Here is a 22,845-nt window from a genome sequence, read left to right as displayed (position 1 = left end):
TCAGGAAAAGGATGCCGTTACTATCGGGGCTAAAACACGAAACCTACTCATTATCATGACAACAATCGCAACACAATTCGGAATCAAAGCCGCTTTAGAACAATTAGGAATTAGCGCTATAAACGAAGGAACATCAACAGGAACAAATTCTTTTTCTACAGGAGCAATTTTGGAAAGTTATTCTCCGGTTGATGGTCAGTTGATAGCAAAAGTAAAAACTACTTCGGCTGACGATTACGAAAAAGTAATGCAAACCGCTACCGAAGCTTTCCAGTCTTTCCGACTGATACCGGCACCAAAACGCGGTGAAATCGTGCGTCAGTTTGGTGAAAAATTACGTCAGAATAAAGAAGCTCTAGGAAAATTAGTTTCTTACGAAATGGGGAAATCCCTGCAGGAAGGCTACGGCGAGGTTCAGGAAATGATTGATATTTGCGATTTTGCTGTTGGTCTTTCCCGACAATTGCACGGTTTGACCATGCATTCTGAAAGACCTAATCACCGAATGTATGAGCAATACCATTCATTAGGCGTGGTTGGAATTATTTCGGCTTTTAATTTTCCGGTTGCTGTCTGGTCGTGGAATGCAGCCTTGGCTTTGGTTTGTGGTGATGTCTGTGTCTGGAAACCATCAGAGAAAACCCCACTTTGTGGCATTGCCTGTCAAAATATTTTAGCACAGGTTTTAAAAGAAAATAATTTGCCCGAAGGAATTTCGTGCTTAATAAACGGTGATTTCAAAATAGGTGAATTATTGACTAAAGATACCCGAATTCCTTTAATTTCTGCTACAGGTTCTACCCGAATGGGGAAAATTGTGGCGCAAACCGTGGCGGCACGATTAGGGAAATCATTATTAGAATTGGGCGGAAATAATGCCATTATTGTTAGTCCGGATGCCGATATAAAAATGACCATTATTGGAGCTGTTTTTGGAGCTGTTGGAACGGCGGGACAACGTTGTACTTCAACTCGTCGTTTAATTATTCACGAAAGTATTTATGAAAAAGTAAAAGACGCTTTGGTTTCAGCTTATGGTCAATTAAAAATAGGGAATCCGTTAGATGAAAAAAATCATGTAGGGCCATTAATTGATATTGATGCAGTTAATAACTACAACAAAGCTTTAGAAAAAGCGACTGCTCAAGGCGGAAAAATTCTTGTAAATGGAGCAGTGCTTTCAGGAACAGGATATGAAAGTGGTTGTTATGTGCAACCTGCTATTGTTGAAGCGGATAATACATTCGAAATTGTGCAACAGGAAACTTTTGCGCCTATTTTATATTTGCTAAAATATTCAGGAACGGTTGAAAACGCTATTGCAATTCAAAACAATGTAGCTCAGGGATTGTCTTCGGCAATTATGACCAACAACTTGCGTGAAGCTGAATTATTTTTATCTGTAGCTGGTTCTGATTGCGGTATTGCTAATGTAAATATTGGAACTTCCGGAGCCGAAATTGGAGGCGCTTTTGGCGGTGAAAAAGAAACGGGCGGCGGTCGTGAATCTGGTTCTGATGCCTGGAAAGTGTATATGCGTCGTCAAACCAATACCATCAATTATGGAAGTAGTTTGCCATTGGCACAAGGAATAAAATTTGATTTGTAATTGATTTTATAATGAATTATAGAAAAATATTTTGCATCAAATTAGTAGTCATTCTGTTGTTATGCAGTTGTAAAAAAGAACAATTTGAATCTAATCCAGTATTGGAGAATGAAAAAAGCAATATTACTGTTGCAACGGATAAACAAGTTGAAAAAATGGTAACTACATTTTATAAATCCTATTTGGAAGAATTTTCAAATCAGGATTTAAAGGAATCAGAAAGAAAATTAGATTCGATAAAAGAAAAGTATTGTACAAAAACTTTGTTAGATAGCATTTCGAATGAATTTGAGAATAATGAATTGGATTACGATCCATTTATTAAAGGGCAAGATGTTTCAAAAGATGTAATAAATAGTTTGTCTGTCAGTAAAGTAGAAGGTTCTGAAAATAAATTTAAGGTGAACTATTTGGATAAATTTTCAGATGATAAAGTAGTTATTCTTGTTACTGTTATTGATGAAAATGGAAGTTTCAAAATTTCCTATTTAAAATAAAAAAAGGCAAATCGAGAAATCAATTTGCCTTTTTTTATGCTGTAAATTAATTTTTACAAATTAAATGAAGCTCCAATATTAAATGTAAACTGATTGTTTAAACGCTCAAAACCGATAGCGTCCGGATTGTATTTTGCTATAGGAAAACCTATTTCAGTTACTAATCCAAAACCTTCACTGAAGAAATAACGGGCACCTAAATGAGCTCCAAAATTTCTTAAACCTAGGTCTAAACCAGGGTAAATATCTACTTTTTCGTCAATATTAAAAACATTCCCTAAATTAGCATTGAATCTGGCTTTTACATCAATTCTGTCTTCAAAATCAGGTTTGTTTCCTAAGCCATCTTTATCAACAGACAATAAATAAGAAGCTAAAATTCCAAAAGAAATATTTTCTCCCATACCAAAATCGGAAGTAAAACGAATTCCTGAACCATGTTCCTGAATGTTGGCTGTAATGTCAAATTTAGTATCGCCTTTACCTTTAAAAGCTTGTGCATTTGCAAAGCCTACAGTAAGTAATACCAGTAATGTGAATGTCTTTTTCATGATAATTTTTTTACAAATGTATTTAATTTCTTCCTTTTTCGTCGAAATATAAATTATTTAATGGTTCACTTTGCCAAAATTCTTTAGTATCAATGTCCATAATCGTTAAAGGTCCTTTAAAGGCGGCTCCAGTGTCAACGTTCCAGATACAGGCTTTTTTTATAGGAACGGTTTCTCCAATACGGGTAACGGGAGTGTGTCCAATGTATATTTCGTTATACAAAGTGAATCTTTTTGGATATAATAAATCAGTAGGAAGCATGTTTGGGTCTAGGGCTAATGCCGTTTCCCAAAGTGTTCTGTCCCAGTAAAATAATCTTGGAAAATATTCGAAATTAATTCCGTTCATATTGGTAAAACCGGCATGAATGAACAATCGCTGTTGATCATCTAAATAATAATCTTTTAAAGATTGCAAAAACAAGATATGACTTTGCTTAGTTGCATCGCTCACTTTTTCATAAGCAATTACGGTTGCTTCGCCACCATGGTTGTACCATAAAAGATTATCGGTGTTGTCTTTTAACCAATGCAATAATAATTCGTCATGATTTCCTCTTATAAAGACACAATCATTCGTGATATTTAATTGTATCAAATAATCGATTACCTCCGGCGACTGACTCCAGCCATCTACATAGTCGCCTAAGAAAATTAGTTTGTCCTTTGAGGTAACTTTGGCTCTTTCTATGATTTGGTGTAAGGCGCGTAAACCTCCATGAATATCACCTATAACTAATGTTCTCATTTTTTGAAATCTGCTTAATATTGATAAAAATAGCTAAAAGAGATTGAAAAAAACAGCAGCTTTCTTTATTTTTTGTTTTTATAATGCGAAAATAGAATTTTTAATAGCAAAGATTATTGCACATCGTATTTCATTTTTCGTAAAACACGCATAGCTTCTTTAAACGATAAATAAACTGATGGAAAAGGTTTTAGATAGTTTTTGGCATCAACTAATTTTTGTTTGGCATCTTCAAAACCATTCAAATAACAAATCATAAAAGTTGAAGGAAGATTTTCTAAATCTTTAAGTTCCCGGGAATCCAATTGAAGTTCTTTTTTGAGTTTGCTTATCAAAGCTTCATTGTTGTTGTAAATGTGATAAAGCATTTTTTTATTGAAAACTGGTGGTTCAAAAAGCATTTTGTTTTCAATTTTATAATAGCCATTTTCGAAAAAACGAATGGTTTGCTGTTCTAAAGGATAGTAACTGGTTTTGTCATTTAAGCCCAGCGGAACATATTCGATAATGGTAAAACTATGCTCGTCATAAGAAATAGTAACTACATCCTGAGCCGAATAAAATAACTTAATATGTTCGTTAATTAACTCAATGTCTACGCGCGATAAAAAGGTTTTGTCTCTAACGGTTTTAGGAATTCCGGCCCAGCAAATAACAAATAATTCTTTGAAGACTTTGTATTTTGGCGCCATGTCTTTGTGCCTAAAATTCATAAAATCAAAAACGCCGTCTAAGGTGTATTTGATGTTGTTTCGGGAGTTGTTTTCAAGGTCAATTACGGTTTCAGTATTTGGGTAATTTTTTTCTATTTTGTCCTCAACAGGTGTAGTGTTACTACCTCGTCTTACAAAAACACTATGAATGGGAATGGTGTAAATTCCTTTTTTGAAGGAGGAAATTTTATTTTTTGGTTTGATTGTTACTAAACCAATTACCTTGTCTTTAGGCAAATTTGGGAAAGGAACATTTTCGTACTGAATTTTAGGCGGATTTTCTAAATAAGCATTAATTAAATTCTGAATGTGACTATCGTCAAAAAAATCGGCTCCTATAATTTCATTGTCTTGATCTTCGACGCCTACAACAATATAAGAGTTATTGGCCGGATTCGAATTAGACAAAGCGCAAATGTGTTTTAAGAACTTGGCTTTGCCTTCTTTACTATGTAAATTCAACTGACGTTTTTTGTCGTAAAAACTATTCTCGTCGTTGTGAGCCAATAAATTTTTTATTAATAGACGTTTGTTAATCATGAAATTAGCTTGATTTATTTACTGTCGAAAAATTTGCCTGTGCGGTACACATGACCACAAGATCGGCAATATTTACATGATATGGTCTCGAAACTACAAAGTGGATAATATCAGCAACATCTTCGGCTTTTAAAGGTGTAAAACCTTTGTAAATATTGGCGGCTCTTTCGTTATCACCTTTAAAACGTACCTGACTAAATTCGGTTTCGACCATGCCGGGATGAATCGCACCTACACGAATTCCATGCGGATTCAAATCGATTCGCATACTTTGATTAATGGCGTCAACGGCATGTTTTGTAGCGCAATACACATTTCCATTGGCATAAACTTCTTTGGCAGCGGTTGAACCAATGTTGATAATATGTCCTGATTTTTGGGCTATCATTGTAGGGATTATCGCTTTAGAAACATATAAAAGTCCTTTTAGATTAATATCAATCATCGCATCCCAATCGTCTGGATCTCCATCCTGAATAGGTTCAAAACCATGTGCGTTTCCGGCATTATTGATTAAAATGTCAATTTTAGAAAAAGCTTCGGGCAAGGAATTTATTTTTTCGAAAACAGCTTTTTTATCTCTCACATCAAATTGAAGACTGCAAACATTCGTATAAACGCTCAATTCTTTTTCGAGTTCGTTTAACCGGTTTTCACGTCGGCCGCAAAGAATAATATTGTAGTTGTTTTGAGCTAAAATTTGAGCAGTTGCTTTTCCTATTCCGCTGGTTGCACCTGTTATTAATGCTGTTTTGTTCATGATTTTCTATGTTGTCTAATCAAAATAAGTGAAAACTTCTTGTAAATCAAATTTTAAAGTTTACTTCCCTGATTTCTAATTTTCGAAATGTACTTTTTTTAATAAACTTTCGTTATTCATAATGTGTTTAATTGGTGTGAATTAGACGCTTATTTAGTGTGTCTTTTTTTAGAAAAAACGTTATGTAAGCAGCTTTTGAAAGTATAATTCTTAAAGTTCTTAAAATTATGGAAATTGTATCATAATTCGACCTTAAAATTGCTTTATCAGCAGAAGTTTTAACCATTTTTTAACATCTTACCGTTAAAAAAAAATTCAATTTGCACTCTTAAAACTAAGGCATTAAATTCAAGGTATTAAAAATAATTTTATGGAAGAGAATACGTCGACTTTAGACATTAGAGCAATCAACGAAAAGATAGAAAGAGAAAGTGCTTTTATAGACCTTCTTACTATGGAAATGAATAAAGTGATTGTAGGTCAAAAGCACATGATTGAACGATTATTGATTGGATTATTAGGGCAGGGTCATATTTTACTGGAAGGTGTTCCCGGACTGGCAAAAACATTAGCTATTAATACGCTTTCTCAGGCAGTTCATGGTTCTTTTAGCCGTATCCAGTTTACACCAGATTTATTACCTGCCGATGTTATAGGGACAATGATTTATAACATTAAAGCAAATGAATTTTCGATAAAAAAAGGACCTATTTTTGCTAATTTCGTTCTAGCCGATGAGATTAACCGTGCTCCGGCAAAGGTGCAATCAGCATTATTAGAAGCCATGCAGGAAAAGCAGGTTACTATTGGGGATACTACTTTTAAATTAGAAAAACCTTTCCTGGTTTTGGCTACACAAAACCCAATTGAGCAGGAAGGAACTTATCAATTACCAGAAGCACAAGTCGATCGTTTTATGCTAAAAACAGTGATTGATTATCCTAAAATGGATGAAGAGCGATTGGTAATTCGTCAAAACTTAAGCGGAAGTTATGACAAGGTAAATCAGGTGGTTTCTATTGAACAAATTTTACGTGCGCAACAAGCCGTTCGTGAAGTGTATATGGACGAAAAAATCGAGAAATACATTCTTGATATTATTTTTGCTACCCGTTACCCAGAGAAATACAAATTAGCTGATTTAAAACCATTAATTAGTTTTGGATCTTCGCCACGTGGAAGTATCAATTTAGCAAATGCTGCTAAATGTTATGCATTTATCAAACGTCGTGGTTATGTAATTCCTGAAGATGTTCGTGCTGTTGTTCATGATGTATTGCGTCATAGAGTGGGAGTAACGTATGAGGCCGAAGCAGAAAATATCACTTCGGTAGATATCATCAATAAAATTATCAACGAAGTAGAAGTACCTTAATCCTCCCCAACCCCTCCAAAGGAGGGGCTTTTGGAGAGTTGAAATTTCTAAGTATATCGACAAATAATTCCTCCCCTTTGGGGAGGTTAGGAGGGGAAAATGGATACAAAAGAGCTTTTAAAAAAAGTACGAAAAATAGAAATCAAAACCCGAAGATTGAGTGATCACATCTTCTCTGGGGAATATCATACTTCTTTCAAAGGGCGTGGAATGACTTTTAGTGAAGTGCGTCAATATCAATATGGAGATGATATTCGAAATATTGACTGGAATGTTACCGCCCGTTATAATGAGGCACACGTAAAAGTTTTTGAAGAAGAACGAGAATTAACCATGATGTTAATGGTTGATATTTCGGGCTCAGAAAGTTTTGGTTCTAAAAATCAATTTAAAAAAGACATTGTAACAGAAATTGCTGCAACGATGGCTTTTTCGGCTACACAAAATAATGATAAAATAGGATTGATTTTATTTTCGGACCAAATCGAATTGTATATTCCGCCAAAAAAAGGAAGGTCGCACGTTTTGCGAATTATTCGTGAATTAATCGAATTTGAACCACAAAGCCATAAAACTGATATTGCTCAGGCATTGAAATTTTTGTCGAGTACTCAAAAAAAGAAAGCGATTGTTTTTGTTATTTCTGATTTTATGTCGGATGATTATGAGCAAACTTTGAAAATCGCTGCTAAAAAACACGATGTAACCGGAATTCGTGTGTATGATATTCGGGAACAAAAAATGCCAAATCTGGGAATGGTTCCTATGCTGGATGCCGAAACAGGAGAAATGCAATTAGTAGATACAGGTTCTAAAGCTGTTCGAATGAATTATGAAAAATACTATCATGATCAATTGAATTATTTTAAAGAAACTTTCAGTAAATCTGGCTCAGGAATTGTAAATACAAGAGTTGACGAAAGTTATGTAACCAAATTATTAGGCTATTTTAAATCGAGATAAAGATTTTAGATTGATGATTAACGATTTAAGATTTTAAATAGGATTCATAAAACATGAAAAAACTAATATTCTTCTTATTATTACTGCTTTCTACGACAATTTTTGCGCAACAAAAAAGAGTAGAAACAAGTATCGATACTACAAAAAACAAAATTGGAGCTGAGTTTAAATTAACTCTAAAAACATCGGTAGATACTTTGTCTAAAGTTGTTTTTCCAAATTTAAAAAACATTGGTGCTCTTGAAGTAATCCAGTCTTATCCTGTTGATACTGTAAAAAACAATGACCGTTATGAGTTAATTAAAAAATACGGATTAACACAATTTGATTCGGGGCGTTATGTGATTCCAAGTATCAAGATTCTGATTAACAATAAACCGTATCAAACCGATTCAATTGCTGTTGAGGTGACTAATGTTCAGGTTGATACTTTAAAACAAAAAATGTATGATATTAAAGATATTCAGCCAGCTCCGGATACTATCGGAAATTGGTGGAAATATCTTTTAGCAGTATTACTAATTTTGGGTATTGGTGCCGGAATTTATTGGTTCTTAAAACACAGACAAAAGAAAAAAATCGAAGAAGAAGTTTATAAAACTCCTATCGAAAAAGCCACAAGTTTGTTGAACAACTTAGAGAAAAAAGAACTTTGGCAAAAAGGAGAAATCAAAGAATATTACAGTGAATTGACTGATATTGCCCGAAATTATATTGAAGAAGCAATAGAAATTCCAGCGATGGAAAGCACAACTTCCGAATTAATTACTGGTTTAAGAGCTGCATCGGTTAAAAAGAAAATGGTGTTGACACCAGAAACTATCGAAAATTTAGAAAGAGTTTTAAAACAAGCCGATTTAGTAAAATTTGCCAAATCAAAACCTTTAGAATTTGAAATTACTGAAGATCGAAATAAAATTCAAAAAGCGATTTTAACCTTAGATAATTCGATTCCGGTTGAGGTTATTAATGAAGAAGATACTTTATTAAATGAAGCGCAGCGACAAAAACAAATTGCGTTACAACTAAAGAAAAAACGCAACAATCGAATTACTATAAGCGTAGCTTCGGTTCTTTTCTTATTGTTGGCAACCACATTTTATTTAATGGCAACCAGAGGATTTGATTATGTAAAAGACAATCTTATTGGTCATCCATCAATGGAATTATTAGAAGGAGAATGGGTAAGAAGTGAATACGGAAATCCTGCTGTAATTATCAATACGCCTAAGGTTTTAAAACGTACTGATTTGACAAAATCATTACCTAAAGAAGGATTAGCATTAGTAAAAGAAATGCAGTCTTTTGTTTATGGAAGTATGATCGATCAGTTCTATTTGATGGTTTCTACTTTGAAATATAAGCAGGAAACGCAAGTTGATTTGAAAAAATCAGTAGAAGTTTATTTGCAAACTTTAGAATCGCAAGGCGCACAAAATATGATTGTGAAGCAAGAAGATTTTGAGACCAAAGAAGGAATTACAGGCGTAAAAGCTTATGGAACTTTTACAAGAGTAAATCCTGAAAATAATGATAGAGACAGAATGTATTACGAAGTATTATTGTTTGCTCAGGAAGGCGGATTACAGCAAATATTGATTCTACATCAGGAAGGTGATAAGTATGCAAATGAAATTTCAGAAAGAGTGTTAAGCTCAGTCGAATTAAAACACGAAGGTAGATAATGGCAAAAATAACTTTTTTAAATCCAGAGTTTTTTTGGTTGTTTCTTTTAATTCCGATTGCCATTTTTTGGTTGGTTTTAAAGAAAAACCAGCAGTCGGCAACCTTAAAAATAAGTTCGATAAAAGGTTTTAAATCAGCACCATCATTTTGGGCAAAATTAAAACCGTATTTAAGTGTACTTCGAATTATCGCTTTGAGTTCTTTAATTATTGCTATGGCTAGACCAAGAACGGTTGACATTAGTAATAAAACCAAGACTACTAAAGGAATTGATATTGTTATGGCAGTAGACGTTTCGGGAAGTATGCTTGCCAAAGATTTAAAGCCTAACCGAATGGAAGCTTTAAAAAGAGTAGCCACTGATTTTGTCGAAGGAAGACCTAATGACCGAATAGGATTAGTCGTTTATGCTTCTGAGGCTTATACTAAAACTCCTGTAACAAGTGATAAAGCGATTATAGAAGAAGCCATTGCGAGTATAAAATACGATAATGTTTTACAAGACGGAACCGGAATTGGGATGGGATTGGCGACAGCCGTAAACCGTTTGAAAGACAGTAAGGCTAAAAGTAAAGTTATTATTTTATTGACTGATGGTGTTAATAATGCAGGATTTATCGAACCAGAAACAGCAGCCGATATCGCTAAACAGTACGGAATCAAAGTCTATACTATCGGAATTGGAACAAATGGAATGGCAGAGTTTCCGTATGCCATAAGTCCAAGCGGACAGTTTTTATTCCAAATGATGAAAGTAGAAATCGATGAGCGACTGATGAAAAGCATTGCTAAAAAAACCGATGGAAAATATTTTAGAGCAACAAGCAATGATAAACTGGCTGAGATTTATGGAGAAATCAACAAGCTGGAAACGACTGAAATTGAGGAATTAAAATTCTATGATTATGACGAGAAATACAGACCTTTTGTTTTACTGGCTGGATTTTTATTACTTGTAGAAATAGGTTTAAGAAACACAGTTTATAGAAGCTTTATTTGATTTTGCAAAAACAAAAAAATCAAATTTTAAAAATTCCAAATTCCAATAGTTGGAATAAATATTTGGAATTTGGAATTTCTAAATTGGAATTTAAAATTTTATGGAATTAGACGAAAAAAAATATTTATACTTACTTTTTATACTACCTGTTGTAGTGTTGCTTTTCCTTATGAATATGTATTGGAAAAGGAAAAAACAAAAGGAATTTGGTGATTTAGACAGCGTAAAAAGACTAAGTCCTGAGCGTTCTGTTTTCAAGCCGGTATTCAAATTGGTTGTTGTTTTGCTAGGTTTATTGGGATTAATTATTGGATTAGTAAATCCTAAAATTGGAACCAAATTAGAAACGGTAAAAAGAGAAGGAATTGATATTGTTTTTGCAATGGACGTTTCTAAAAGTATGCTTGCCGAAGATGTAGCGCCAAATCGATTAGAGAAAAGTAAACAGGTTGTTTCTCAAATTATTAATCAATTAGGAAACGACAGAATAGGAATTGTAGCTTATGCCGGAAGTGCTTTCCCGGTTTTACCTATTACGACAGATTACAGTGTGGCAAAAATGTTTTTACAAAGCATGAATACTGATATTATTTCTTCGCAGGGAACATCATTAGATGAAGCTATAAAATTATCAGCTACTTATTTTGATGAAAAAAGTAAGACGTCTAAGTTGTTGATTCTTCTTTCGGATGGAGAAGATCATTCTGAAGGTGCTCAAGCGGCGGCAGAAGAAGCCAATAAGCAGGGAATGCGCATTATTACGGTAGGAATTGGAACTGAAAAAGGAGGAACGATTCCGTTAAAAATAAATGGTGTTGTTCAGGGTTACCAAAGAGACCGAAATGACGAAGTAGTAGTTACAAAATTGAATCAACCCGATTTAGAAGCGATTGCTAAAGCGACTAAAGGAGGTTATGTAAGCGGAAATAATACAAAAGAAGTTGTAGAATACATCAAGAAAACATTAGATAATATCCAAAAAACAGAATTCGAATCGACTCAAATGGCCGATTTCCAATCGCAATTTCAATGGTTTTTAGGATTTGCTTTTGTGCTTTTATTTATGGATGTATTTCTTTTGGAAAAGAAAACGAATTGGGTGAAGAAGTTAAATTTATTTAACGACGAAAAATAATGTCAATTCCTCTTAGCGAAAGCTAAAAAGGAAGAACATAAAAAAATGAAAATGAAAAATTGTATCAAATACGAATTTACTTTTTTTGCACTCCTGATTTTTGGTTTAGGAGGAACATGGGCACAGGAAAAAGACAAGACTTTGCCTAAAGCGAATGATGAATACAAACAAAGTAATTTTGCAGAAGCAGAAGCAGATTATAGAATATCCAATTCAAAATTCCCAAATCGTTCTGTTTCGCCTTATAATTTAGGAAACGCTATTTATAAACAAAATCAGGCTTCGGAAGCTAAATATGCTTATGCAAAAGCATTAAAAAATGCAAGATCCAGAACTCAAAAACACAAAGCTTATCACAATTTAGGTAATGTGTTCATGAAAGAGAAAGATTATACTCAGGCGGTAGAAGCGTATAAAAATGCGTTAAGAAATAATCCTACTGACGAAGAAACGAGATATAATTTTGCATTAGCAAAAAAGATGTTAAAGGAAAATCCGCCTAAAGACAATAAGGATAAAAACGATAAAAATAAAGATAAGGACAAGGATAAAGACAAGAAAGATCAGGATAAAAAGGATCAGGACAAAGACAAGAAAGACGACAAGGACAAGGATAAAAACGATAAGAAAAAAGACGGCGATCAGGATAAGAAAGACGGCAAGGATAAAAAAGACCAAAATCAGCCGCCACAGCCACAGCCGGGCGGAATTTCTAAAGACCGTTTGCAAAATCTTTTAGATGCCGTTAACAATGAAGAGAAGAAAATTCAGGATAAAGTAAATGCTAAAAAAGCAAAAGGAAAACCTGTTCAAACAGAGAAAGACTGGTAGTACCTAATAATGATAAAAGATAAGGACAGCATAAAAAAATGAAAAGATATTTAGTAGTATTATTGCTAAGTTTTCAGGGACTTTGGGCTCAGGTACAATTTGAGGCTAAAGTAAGTAAAAGCACACTGGGTTTAAACGAAAGACTTCGTGTGGATTTTGTTATGAATATTGATGGGGATAATTTTAATGAACCTTCTTTTGAAGGATTTAGAATTATTGGAGGACCTAATCAACAAGTTAGTCAATCCTGGGTGAATGGAAAAAGTTCGTTTGAAAAAATCTATTCTTATTATTTAGCGCCACTTCATAAAGGAAGTATAGTAATCAAGCAGGCCACGATAGAATATAATGGGCAGGTGTATAAAACTTCGCCCGTAAAAGTCAATGTGACTAATGCTATCGAACAGCCTAAAGATCCTAATGATATTAGTGTTTCAGTAGATGGGAATTTGTATTTAGTAGCTGATATTTCGAAAACAAATCCTTATCTCAACGAACCTATTACGGTGGTGTATAAGTTGTATTTCAACAATATTGGAATCACAAATTCAACCGAAGTTAATAAGCCGAAGTACAATGATTTCTGGAGTCAGAATATTGATATCAAGCAGTTTGTTGTAGAAGAAGGAATGTTTAAAGGACAAAATTACCGTTATATTGTTCTTAAAAAAGTTGTGCTTTATCCTCAAAAATCAGGGAAATTAACCATTGAACCGCTTTCATTAGATATTGATGTGCAATTGCCTACGAATCGTAGAAATGTTTTTGGACAAATGTTAATCAAAGATGATCATAAAAGGGTTTCGGCCGGAGCCAAAACAATTTCGGTAAAAGCATTGCCGGAAGCAGGAAAACCAGATGATTTTTCAGGAGCTGTAGGTACTTTTGATTTTAAAGTGACTCCAAGTAAAACTTCGCTAAAAAATGGTGAAAGTCTGGATTTAGTGGTGAGTGTAGCCGGAAAAGGGAATTTGAAATTATTTACTTTGCCAAAGCCAGTTGTTCCTAATGCTCTGGAAATGTATGATCCTGTTCATAACGAACAAGTGAATACGCCGCTTTCAGGAATGGCAGGAAAAATATCGGATAGTTATACAATTATCCCACAGTACAAAGGTGATTATCCTATAAAAACTATGCGATTTTCTTATTTTGATTTGAGTTCAGGAAGATATAAAACTATAACTTCAGATGAAATTATCATTAAAATGCTTGATGGTCCAACACCAACTGTAGCTAGTGATACAAATGCAGATAAAAACAAGATTGCAGTTAATGAACAATTCAAGTATATTAAATTAAAAACGAATTTAGAGCCTATTGCTCCTAAAGATTTCTTTGGATCTAATTTGTTCTACAGTTTGTTGTTAATTCCTTTTGGATTAGTGCCAATTATTATTTTGGCTAAGAAGAAAAAAGAAGCGATTGATGGAGATATTGTAGGTAACCGAATTAAGAGAAATAATCGTTTGGCTAAGAAATATTTATCAGAAGCTAAAAAGCAAATCAATAACAAAGAACCGTTTTATGTGGCTCTCGAAAAAGCGATGCATAATTTCCTGAAAGCGAAGCTGCATATTGAAACTTCCGAAATGAGTAAGGACAATATTAAGGAAATTTTGTTGTCTAAAAATGCTAATCCGGATTCGGTAAATGAGTTTATTGCATTAACAGAAAACTGTGAAATTGCAAGATATGCACCAGCATCAAGTGCTACAATCCAGAAAGATTATGAAAAAGCAGTACTGATTATTTCTGATTTAGAGAAACAGCTTTCTTAAACACAAAGGACATTAGAAATGAAGAATATACTTTATATATTATTGTTAGTTAGTCCCGTTTTCTTTGCCCAAAGCGGTTTCGAAAAAGGAAATGATTTGTATAAAAACGGCAAATATGAGCAAGCTGTTGATGCTTATAATTCTGTTTTGAGCGAAAAGAAACAATCGGCAGAATTGTATTTTAATTTAGCTAACGCCTATTATAAACTGAACAAAGTAGCGCCAGCAATTTACAATTACGAAAAAGCTTTAGTCTTAAAACCTAATGATGCTGATATTGCAAATAATTTACGATTTGCTCAAAAACGAACTGTAGATGAAATCAAAGTAGTTCCTACAGTAGGTTTTGCAAAATTGCTTCGTGATTTTACCGGAACGTATCATTACAATACCTGGGCTTGGATTTCGGTTAGTTTTTCAGTCTTGTTTTTAATTTCATTTTTAGGTTATTATTTTTCAGCATTATCATTGAATAAGAGACTTTTTTTCTTCGGAATGTTTGTAATGTTCGTGTTGCTTGTAAGCAGTGTTTCTTCGGCTATTTTCGAAAGAAGTTATTTTAAAAATGAAAGACCGGCCATTATTTTTGCTGAAAAAACAGAAGTGAAAAGTGAACCTCAAAACAAAGGAACAAACGTTATTGTTTTACACGAAGGCACCAAAGTTTTTGTAAAAGAAAAAGTAGATAACTGGAAAAAAGTCGAGTTAACTGACGGAACCGAAGGCTGGATTGATAGCGAAGCCATTCAGGAAGTAAAATAAATAGTAATCAGTGTTCAGTGATTAATTTACAGTTTTTTTGCTGACAGAAACTGAACACTAAAAGCTGCTTACTGCTCACTTTTTTTCAAATCGCCGTACCATTTTGTAATTGACGGATACATAAAACCAGCTGTTTTTTGAATTGGATTATAAAAAATCGATTTATCCAGCGTTTCCTGTTTGGCTAAAAAATGATTGTAATTTATTTTTTCGAAAATAGAAAACACAATTCCTAGCAATAATACCGTTTTTAAACAACGAAATAATCCACCGCCTAGTTTATTTGCCCAGCCTAGAAAAGCAAAATCAACCACTCCGGTTAGAACTTTTGCTAAAAAATGAATCCCAATTACTACCAGAATAAAGGTAAGCATAAAAGCAATTATGTGAACGGTGTTAGGATTCCAATGCAGAAAACCAGAAAGAATATCTTTAGTAATTACCGAGAATTTAACGGCAAAATAAACACCGAAAATTAACGAAAGAAAAGAAGCTAATTCAATAAAAAGACCGTTTACAGTTCCTTTATAAAGTGCAAATACTAATAAAGCACCTAAAATAATGTCTAAAAAACTCATAGTAAATAGAGAAAAATAAAAGGGCAAAGATAGAAGAATAAAGAAAATAGAGAAAAGAAAATAGAGAAGTCAAATACACAGTTAGTATCTTTGCTTCAATAATTTTAGATACTTAGAAATAAGAATGCCAACTTCTAACTTCTAACTTCTAACTTCTAACACTCAAAAATGTCAAGAGACACACAACTTAAAGAACGCTGGGAAAAGCTTGTTGATATACTTTCTAATCAATTTTCGCAAGGAGAAGATCTTGATTTAGACTCCATTATTTTTCTAATTGGAGTTCAGGAATTGGGTAAATTACATCGTGAATTCAAGAAAGACGAGAAACTCAATTTAATGCATATTGCTATTTGCCGCCTGTTAGAACCTTATGGTTATTACGAATTTGATTTTGTAGATCAGGAAGGCTGGCCGCATTATAAGGTAAAAGAACAATTACCAGCTTTAAAAGCCGGAGAGCAATCGGTTTTAATGAAAGAAGCTATTGTGAATTATTTTATAGAAAAGGAGCTTATTGATTAGTATTCAGTGTGCAGTAGCAGTAATCAGTTAAGAATTTTAGAAAAACTTCTAACTTCTAACTTCTAACTTCTAACTTTTCCTTAAATTTGCCCACTCAATTATTGGATGAAAATGATAGATAAGATAAAAGAATATATTGGTGAAGCACAAGCTTTTTCAACACAGGATACAGCAGAATTAGAATCATTTAGAATTAAGTTTTTAGGAAGCAAAGGAATTTTAAAAGAGTTTTTTGCCGAATTCAAAAATGTGCCTAATGAACAAAAAAAGGAATTTGGTCAGGTAATTAACCTGCTTAAGACTTCTGCAGAAGAAAAAGTAAAATCAATCCAGGAAGCTTTAGAATCAAAAGAAGAATCTAAAGGAATTTATGGCGATTTAACGCGTACTGCCGAATCACAAATTATAGGTTCGCGTCATCCTATTTCTATTGTAAAAAATCAGATTATCGATATTTTCTCCACCATTGGATTCAACGTTTCCGAAGGTCCGGAAATCGAGGATGATTGGCATAATTTTACTGCTTTGAATCTGCCAGAATACCATCCGGCACGTGATATGCAGGATACATTTTTCATTCAGACCAATCCTGATATTTTATTGCGTACCCATACTTCATCAGTTCAGGTACGTTATATGGAAAACAACAAACCGCCTATTAGAACTATTTCTCCGGGACGTGTTTTCCGTAACGAAGCGGTTTCTTCGCGTTCACATTGTATTTTCCATCAGGTGGAAGGATTGTATATTGACAAAGACGTTTCTTTTGCCGATTTGAAACAAACTTTGTTGTATTTCATTAAAGAAATGTTCGGAAAATCAAAAATCCGTTTGCGTCCTTCTTACTTTCCATTTACGGAGCCAAGTGCCGAAATTGATATTTATTGGGGTTTAAAAACCGAAACTGATTACAGAATTACCAAAGGAACAGGTTGGCTGGAAATTGGTGGTTGCGGAATGGTAGATCCAAATGTTTTGAAAAATTGCGGCATCAATCCTGACGAATACAACGGATTTGCTTTTGGAATGGGAGTAGAGCGTATTGCGATGTTGTTGTACCAAATTGGAGACATCCGTATGTTTTATGAAAACGATGTACGTTTCTTAGAGCAATTTAAATCGATAATATAATTTATTTAAGTCCTTAGTTGCTAGTCCTTAGTCCTTAGTATAGTTTGCTAGGGACTAAGGACTAAACACTAGGGACTTTTTATTCAAACTATGAAAAAAGATATTACAATCCCCGAAGTAGAAAACGTATTTATTGCTGCCGTTCAGGAATGGAGCGATGATTTTATGGAGAAAGTGTGGTATGCTTATTTAGTAAACGACAGCGATTTTGATATAGACAGTGTAATGGTGGTTTCTAAGGCTTTTGGAACTATTGATGGTGAGATGAAGAAAACTTCTATTTTGCGTCATGCTTTTGTACAGCTTCCAGCCGTTTCAGTAGTAAAGATTGAAATGATTGAAAAAAGTCTTTTGGCATTGAATAACGAGTTCATGCTGACTTATTTTATTGGTAATACTTTATACGACAAGAAATTTATCTTTAAAGCCAATGTTATTAACGAAAACAACACTGAAGAAGTGCCTATTCTATTTGTAGAAGGGGTAATTGTGAGATAAGAGCTTTTTCTGAAAAATATTTGAACCGCAAATTCGCAGATTAAAATGTGAATTTGCGGTTTTTTTATTTAATGTTTTGTAAGTATATTTTCTATATTTGAGATGGGTAAAATGTGGTTTCATCCCATACATTTAAGATTTACAGTGATTTTATGAATAAAAACGAAATAAAGAAGATATTTTTAAGTAATACTGATGAGAAATTAAGTATTTATCTCGAGATATTACTTTCAAAATGTAAGGATATTGCTAGGGAAAGCAACGTAATTGCAATATTTATGTTGATTCTTATCTTACTTTTTTATTTGACTGATTTTTCAAAATTAGAAAGTTTGCAAGTTGGTCCAGTTGAAATAAATGATGTAAACTCTATAAAAATTTTTATTCCCTTAGTTTTTGCTTTTTTAGTATTCAGATATATAATTATCAGTGCGCATAAAGCTGAACTTCATAAAATTATTACCGAATTTTCTAGTGAATATTTTGATTATGAGAATTCTATTCCTGTTGATGAATTACATATGGATGATTTTACAAGATCAATTTTACCATTCTCAATATATGGTGAGATTTCAAAATTAGCCCACAAAGGGAAATCTAAGTTTGGATGTTTTGGAGCGTTTTTAATTTTTCCAATAAGTGCTATATCATTTATTCCTTTTGTTCTTGAATATTTTTGGATTAAAGAGTTTGTTTTGCAATTTGAAACTTTAAATTTTTATCAGAAATCGTCAATTGTATTAAGCATTTGGATAATCATAATTTCTATTTATTATTTTATCCACACTATGATTATTAGTGTAAATGAAAATAAATAAAATGCTTGTACCGCTCAGATTTAAAATTATAATCTGCGAATTTGCGGTCTTTTTTTATCTAAAAGAGATAAACTAATCCAGCTTTTCAGTCAGTTTTTTAAATACGGTTCTGGCATTTTTACCTTCATATAAAACCTCATGAACGGCATCTATAATTGGAGTTTTTGCTCCATAACCCTGATTGAGTTTGTAAGCGCTTTTTGCGGCATAATAACCTTCGGCAACCATGCTCATTTCCATCATGGCACTTTTTACAGTATAGCCTTTTCCAATCATGTTTCCAAACATACGGTTTCTTGAAAACACCGAATAACCGGTAACCAATAAATCGCCCAGATAAGCCGAATCATTGATGTTGCGTTTCATTTTGTGTACTTTTCGAATGAATTTCTTCATTTCGCGAATCGCATTACTCATCAAAACCGATTGGAAATTGTCGCCATAGCCTAAACCATGCGCAATTCCGGCTGCAATAGCATAGATGTTTTTAAGCATCGCAGCATATTCAGTACCAATAATATCATCGGTAATTTTAGTTTTGATATAATTTCCAGCTAAATTTTTGGCTACATTTTTAGCTTTTTCGGCATCGCCACAAGCAATTGTCAGATACGATAAACGTTCTAAAGCAACTTCTTCGGCGTGGCAAGGACCCGTAATTACACCAATATTGTAATAGGGAATGTCATATTGAAAATGAAAATGTTCCCCCACAATTAAACTTGTTTCGGGAACAATTCCTTTAATGGCCGAGAAAATGATTTTATCTTTAAGGGAAACCGTCAGTTTTTGTAATTCGGCATCTAAAAAAGCCGAAGGAATAGCAAAAATAAGGTAGTCGGCATAAGCAACTGCCTCGTTAATATCATTAGTCAGTTTTAATTTTTTGATGTCAAACTCTACTGAGCTTATGTAATTTGGGTTGTGTTTGTGCGCTTTTATATGCTCAATTGCCGATTCATTACGCATATACCATGAAACTTCAGAAAGATTGACGCAGAGCATTTTAGTAATGGCTGTTGCCCAGCTTCCACCACCAATTACTGCATATTTTATGTTTTGACTCATCTTTTTATAGTTTAACCAAAAGTACTTAAAAATGTGCTAATGAAGCAAGAGGAATTGTTTCGAATTGAAGTTACGCTTTTTTGAAGAAAAAAATGTTTTTAATTTTTTTTATAGAAATGTACAATAATAAGATGCTGTTTTTCGTTTAAAATTCTATACATGAGTAATTTGTGTTTTTTTTATAATGTTAACATTAGTTAATTTAGTTTTGGTGTTATTAAAAAGGCGTCTAAGAATAGTATTCGAAGACGCCTTTTTTTTGAAAAAAATAATGATTTCTTAATAACTCATTTCAACAATGGATTTCAGTTTTTCCAGAGTTATATTTTGTCTTTCTCCCATAGCTTTCCAGCCTCTTTCGTCAAAACGATTCACGATAAAATCAGCAGTTTTGCTGTAATCATCTGTGTATTGTGATAGTTTGGTATCTATTCCCATAGTATGGAAAAAATCCACGGTTTTGTTGATGGCTTCATTAGCAATTTCGTCATCAGTTCCGGATAAATTAAAGATGCGTTTTCCGTATTGTGCCAGTTTTTCTTTTTTGGTTTCGAATAAAACGCGGTATAAATTAGGTCCAATAATTGCCAATGTTCTCGCATGATCAATTTCGTAAAGTGCTGTTAATTCGTGACCTATCATGTGTGTCGCCCAGTCAGTTGGAACTCCTTTTGCGATTAGTCCGTTTAAAGCCATCGTACAGCTCCACATAAAGTTAGAAGCTAAGGCATAATCAGCAGGATTTTCTACAACTTTGGGCCCCACTTCGATTAGAGTTTGTAAAATTCCTTCTGCAATTCGGTCTTGTAAATAACCTTCATGCGAATAAGTTAAATATTGCTCCATAACGTGCGTAAACGCATCAACAACTCCGTTTTGCAACTGTCTTTTTGGCAAAGACTGAATCACTGTTGGATCACAAATCGAGAATTGCGGAAACAAAGCACTTCCGCCAGAAGCTAACTTTTCCTGAGTTGCTTTAATGGTTACCACATATCCTGAATTCATTTCGCTTCCAGTTGCCGGAAGTGTTAGAATTGTTCCAAATGGCATTGCATTTTCTTTTATGAGAATATGCTTTTGAAGAATATCAATTGGGTTTCCGTCGAAATTTACTGCTGCCGAAATGAATTTTACACCATCTATAACTGATCCGCCACCTACAGCGAGGATGAAGTCAATTTTTTCGGTTTTGATAATTTCAACTGCTCTCATCAAAGTTTCAAAATGCGGATTGGGTTCTATTCCCGAAAATTCTACTATTTCAAATCCTTTTAGATTGTCAATTACTTGCTGGTGGATTCCGTTTTTAAAAATGCTCCCACCGCCATAAGCTAATAGGATTTTAGCACCTTTTGGCACTAATTCAGATAATTTTTCTATTTGTCCTTTTCCAAAAACCAGTTTGGTTGGGTTGTATAATTCGAAGTTTAACATGTTCTTTTATTTAGAGTTTATGAGATACTAAGTTGCTAAGATTCTAAGTTTTTTAATCCTTATTAACTTAGCGACTTAGAATCTTAGATGCTTAGGTTCTTATTTTAATTTTTGCAATAATTTTTGTGCTACCAGTTTTGAGGAAGCGGGATTTTGTCCTGTAATTAATAATCCATCTTCAACAGCATAAGGTTGCCAGTTTTCAGTTTTAGAATAAATTCCTCCATTAGCCTGAAGTACTTCTTCTAATAAAAACGGAACTACATTAGTCAATCCTACAGCAGCTTCTTCGGAATTTGAAAATCCGGTTACTTTTTTCCCTTTTACTAAATACTCATCTTTAATTTTTACGTCTTTTAATACGCCTGGAGCGTGACAAACAAAAGCTACAGGCTTGTTGTTGTTATAAAAAGATTCAATCAATGTAATTGAATTTCGGTCTTTGGCTAAATCCCATAATGGTCCGTGTCCACCAGGATAAAACACCGCATCATAATCCGATTCTTTAACATGATTTAATTTTAGTGTGTGTTTTAGTTTAGCCAATAATTCAGTGTCGGCATCAAATCGTTTTGTGTCTTCAGTTGCCGATGCAGGATCCGCACTTTTTGGATCAATTGGTGGTTGTCCGCCTAGTGGAGTGGCAATGTCAATTTGAATTCCCTGGTCGGATAATTCATAATATGGCGCAGCCAATTCTTCGGTCCAAAATCCGGTTTTTTGTCCTGTGTTACCCAGTTTGTCGTGACTGGTAACTACAAATAATACTTTTTTCATCTTTGCTTTATTTTGTGCTGTTCCTGTAATCGAACAAGCAGTTAAAATTATCATCGTGAGTAATGCTTTTTTCATCTTAATTGTTTTTGTTATTGCGAATTTACGGTAGATATGCTATTAGTAAAAATAATTTAAATTATGTTTGTGATAAATTTATTTATATCATGGTCAATCTGGAATGGTATCGAACGTTTAAATCAGTATATAAAAATGGTAATTTTTCTTTGGCAGCCAAAGAATTATTTATCAGTCAGCCGGCGGTAAGTCAGCAAATTTCAATGTTGGAAGCTCATGTAGGTTACAAATTATTCAATCGAAAATCCAAAGGAGTTGAACCAACAGAATACGCTAAGTTACTCAATAACTTAATCATAGAAGCCTTGGATCGTTTGGAAAATGTGGAAAATGGTTTTCGGTCTAAAGCATTTGATGCCAATCGATTGATTACGGTAGGCATTTCGAAACATTTGTTTAGCAGTATGGCTAGTGTTCTGATTTCCAAATTTGATTATATCGATTTTAGCTTTCATGAAAATGATGCACTTTTCGAATTGGTAAATACTAAAAAGATTGATTTTGCTATTGTTACCAAAAAATACGACACTTTTGATACAATCCAAAAGAAGCTGGGGGAGATCAGGCAAATTATTGTAGGTTCCAAGAATATTGATGCCACAAAATTGCAATCAGAGATTCATAAAAATGATTATAACACCATTGAAAATTGGCTGAATGACCAAAAATGGTACAGCCACGATTCGGGAATTCCTCATGTAAAGTTATTTTGGTTGCATGTTTTCAATAAAAAACGACCTTCGATGGTTTCGAATTATATCATTCCTTCAGAATTTGAAATGTTAAAAGTGCTTTCTCAAAATTCAGGTGTAGCGGTAACCTGGGATATCAATGCTAAGCCTTTTATTCGAAATGAAAAATTGCAGGTATTGTGGGAAACTCAACTGATGCCTGAAACAGCAGCCTATCTTTTGTCAGCTAAAAATACTGGTTTTAATTTAGCCGCTCAGGAAATCGAATCAGAATTGAAAAGGCTTTTGAGCTAAT

The 22,845-nt window shown here is 33.6% G+C and carries 23 protein-coding genes; 15 read left to right on the top strand and 8 right to left on the bottom strand.

All coding sequences use genetic code 11. The features are described 5' to 3' along the window. The first annotated feature begins 55 nt into the window (after positions 1-55). Positions 56-1,609, top strand: a complete 1,554-nt coding sequence (gene amaB, locus FEM21_RS09035) for an L-piperidine-6-carboxylate dehydrogenase (protein ID WP_035659672.1) — start codon at positions 56-58, stop codon at positions 1,607-1,609. Positions 1,610-1,620: 11 nt separating this feature from the next. Then, positions 1,621-2,106: a DUF3828 domain-containing protein gene (locus FEM21_RS09030; protein ID WP_081824672.1), complete on the top strand. Its 486-nt coding sequence runs from the start codon at positions 1,621-1,623 to the stop codon at positions 2,104-2,106. Between the two features lie 53 nt (positions 2,107-2,159). On the opposite strand, the gene FEM21_RS09025 is transcribed toward FEM21_RS09030, so the two are convergent. From FEM21_RS09025 to FEM21_RS09010, 4 genes are all read right to left on the bottom strand, one after another. After that, positions 2,160-2,657, bottom strand: coding sequence for a DUF6646 family protein (locus FEM21_RS09025; protein ID WP_035659670.1), 498 nt, complete (start codon positions 2,655-2,657; stop codon positions 2,160-2,162). 22 nt (positions 2,658-2,679) lie between these two features. Then, positions 2,680-3,405, bottom strand: coding sequence for a metallophosphoesterase family protein (locus FEM21_RS09020; RefSeq protein ID WP_035659668.1), 726 nt, complete (start codon positions 3,403-3,405; stop codon positions 2,680-2,682). A 113-nt stretch (positions 3,406-3,518) separates the two neighbouring features. Then, entirely contained in the window at positions 3,519-4,658 is a 1,140-nt protein-coding gene (locus FEM21_RS09015; protein WP_035659666.1) for an ATP-binding protein, read from the bottom strand. A 4-nt stretch (positions 4,659-4,662) separates the two neighbouring features. Next, on the bottom strand, positions 4,663-5,418 hold the full coding sequence (locus FEM21_RS09010) for an SDR family NAD(P)-dependent oxidoreductase (protein ID WP_035659665.1): 756 nt from the start codon (positions 5,416-5,418) through the stop codon (positions 4,663-4,665). A gap of 370 nt (positions 5,419-5,788) precedes the next feature. Here FEM21_RS09010 and FEM21_RS09005 point away from each other — a divergent pair, with 370 nt between their 5' ends. The 8 genes from FEM21_RS09005 to FEM21_RS08970 all read left to right on the top strand — a co-directional run bounded on the left by FEM21_RS09005 (position 5,789) and on the right by FEM21_RS08970 (position 14,951). Beyond that, a complete protein-coding gene (locus FEM21_RS09005) occupies positions 5,789-6,793 on the top strand; it encodes an AAA family ATPase (protein ID WP_035659663.1) in 1,005 nt (334 codons plus the stop codon). 99 nt (positions 6,794-6,892) lie between these two features. After that, on the top strand, positions 6,893-7,756 hold the full coding sequence (locus FEM21_RS09000) for a DUF58 domain-containing protein (protein WP_035659661.1): 864 nt from the start codon (positions 6,893-6,895) through the stop codon (positions 7,754-7,756). A 53-nt stretch (positions 7,757-7,809) separates the two neighbouring features. Continuing rightward, a complete protein-coding gene (locus FEM21_RS08995; protein ID WP_035659659.1) occupies positions 7,810-9,441 on the top strand; it encodes a hypothetical protein in 1,632 nt (543 codons plus the stop codon). Continuing rightward, positions 9,441-10,442, top strand: coding sequence for a vWA domain-containing protein (locus FEM21_RS08990; RefSeq protein ID WP_035659657.1), 1,002 nt, complete (start codon positions 9,441-9,443; stop codon positions 10,440-10,442). Before FEM21_RS08995 ends, FEM21_RS08990 begins: the two co-directional genes overlap by 1 nt. A gap of 100 nt (positions 10,443-10,542) precedes the next feature. Continuing rightward, the gene (locus FEM21_RS08985) at positions 10,543-11,577 is read left to right on the top strand and encodes a VWA domain-containing protein (RefSeq protein WP_035659655.1); all 1,035 of its coding nucleotides are present in this window, start codon (positions 10,543-10,545) and stop codon (positions 11,575-11,577) included. 51 nt (positions 11,578-11,628) lie between these two features. After that, positions 11,629-12,408: a tetratricopeptide repeat protein gene (locus FEM21_RS08980; RefSeq protein ID WP_035659769.1), complete on the top strand. Its 780-nt coding sequence runs from the start codon at positions 11,629-11,631 to the stop codon at positions 12,406-12,408. Positions 12,409-12,446: 38 nt separating this feature from the next. Beyond that, on the top strand, positions 12,447-14,189 hold the full coding sequence (locus tag FEM21_RS08975; RefSeq protein ID WP_035659654.1) for a BatD family protein: 1,743 nt from the start codon (positions 12,447-12,449) through the stop codon (positions 14,187-14,189). Between the two features lie 18 nt (positions 14,190-14,207). Continuing rightward, positions 14,208-14,951 carry a tetratricopeptide repeat protein gene (locus FEM21_RS08970; protein WP_035659652.1) on the top strand — a complete coding sequence of 248 codons (744 nt, stop codon included), beginning with the start codon at positions 14,208-14,210 and terminating at the stop codon, positions 14,949-14,951. Positions 14,952-15,019: 68 nt separating this feature from the next. On the opposite strand, the gene FEM21_RS08965 is transcribed toward FEM21_RS08970, so the two are convergent. Then, positions 15,020-15,529 (bottom strand): CvpA family protein, encoded by a 510-nt coding sequence (locus FEM21_RS08965; protein ID WP_035659651.1) that lies wholly within the window; start codon positions 15,527-15,529, stop codon positions 15,020-15,022. 168 nt (positions 15,530-15,697) lie between these two features. Between FEM21_RS08965 and FEM21_RS08960 the strand changes: the two genes are divergently transcribed. From FEM21_RS08960 to FEM21_RS08945, 4 genes are all read left to right on the top strand, one after another. Further along, complete coding sequence (locus tag FEM21_RS08960) at positions 15,698-16,054, top strand: hypothetical protein (RefSeq protein WP_035659650.1); 357 nt, start codon at positions 15,698-15,700, stop codon at positions 16,052-16,054. Positions 16,055-16,165: 111 nt separating this feature from the next. Continuing rightward, complete coding sequence (gene pheS / locus FEM21_RS08955; protein WP_035659767.1) at positions 16,166-17,185, top strand: phenylalanine--tRNA ligase subunit alpha; 1,020 nt, start codon at positions 16,166-16,168, stop codon at positions 17,183-17,185. Between the two features lie 90 nt (positions 17,186-17,275). After that, the gene (locus FEM21_RS08950) at positions 17,276-17,683 is read left to right on the top strand and encodes a hypothetical protein (protein WP_035659649.1); all 408 of its coding nucleotides are present in this window, start codon (positions 17,276-17,278) and stop codon (positions 17,681-17,683) included. 152 nt (positions 17,684-17,835) lie between these two features. Next, complete coding sequence (locus FEM21_RS08945; RefSeq protein ID WP_152547385.1) at positions 17,836-18,501, top strand: hypothetical protein; 666 nt, start codon at positions 17,836-17,838, stop codon at positions 18,499-18,501. 72 nt (positions 18,502-18,573) lie between these two features. On the opposite strand, the gene FEM21_RS08940 is transcribed toward FEM21_RS08945, so the two are convergent. From FEM21_RS08940 to FEM21_RS08930, 3 genes are all read right to left on the bottom strand, one after another. Then, the gene (locus FEM21_RS08940) at positions 18,574-19,569 is read right to left on the bottom strand and encodes an NAD(P)H-dependent glycerol-3-phosphate dehydrogenase (RefSeq protein WP_035659645.1); all 996 of its coding nucleotides are present in this window, start codon (positions 19,567-19,569) and stop codon (positions 18,574-18,576) included. A gap of 279 nt (positions 19,570-19,848) precedes the next feature. Next, positions 19,849-21,006, bottom strand: coding sequence for an iron-containing alcohol dehydrogenase (locus FEM21_RS08935; protein ID WP_035659644.1), 1,158 nt, complete (start codon positions 21,004-21,006; stop codon positions 19,849-19,851). A gap of 99 nt (positions 21,007-21,105) precedes the next feature. After that, a complete protein-coding gene (locus FEM21_RS08930) occupies positions 21,106-21,858 on the bottom strand; it encodes a type 1 glutamine amidotransferase domain-containing protein (protein WP_035659643.1) in 753 nt (250 codons plus the stop codon). Positions 21,859-21,869: 11 nt separating this feature from the next. Between FEM21_RS08930 and FEM21_RS08925 the strand changes: the two genes are divergently transcribed. Then, positions 21,870-22,844, top strand: a complete 975-nt coding sequence (locus FEM21_RS08925; protein ID WP_236353589.1) for a LysR family transcriptional regulator — start codon at positions 21,870-21,872, stop codon at positions 22,842-22,844. The last annotated feature ends 1 nt before the right edge of the window (position 22,845 follow it).

Source organism: Flavobacterium seoulense, assembly GCF_000695795.1.
Classification (GTDB): Bacteria; Bacteroidota; Bacteroidia; order Flavobacteriales; family Flavobacteriaceae; genus Flavobacterium; species Flavobacterium seoulense.
Note: the sequence above shows the minus strand (reverse complement) of the source record. Positions and strands in the feature narration are given on the sequence as shown.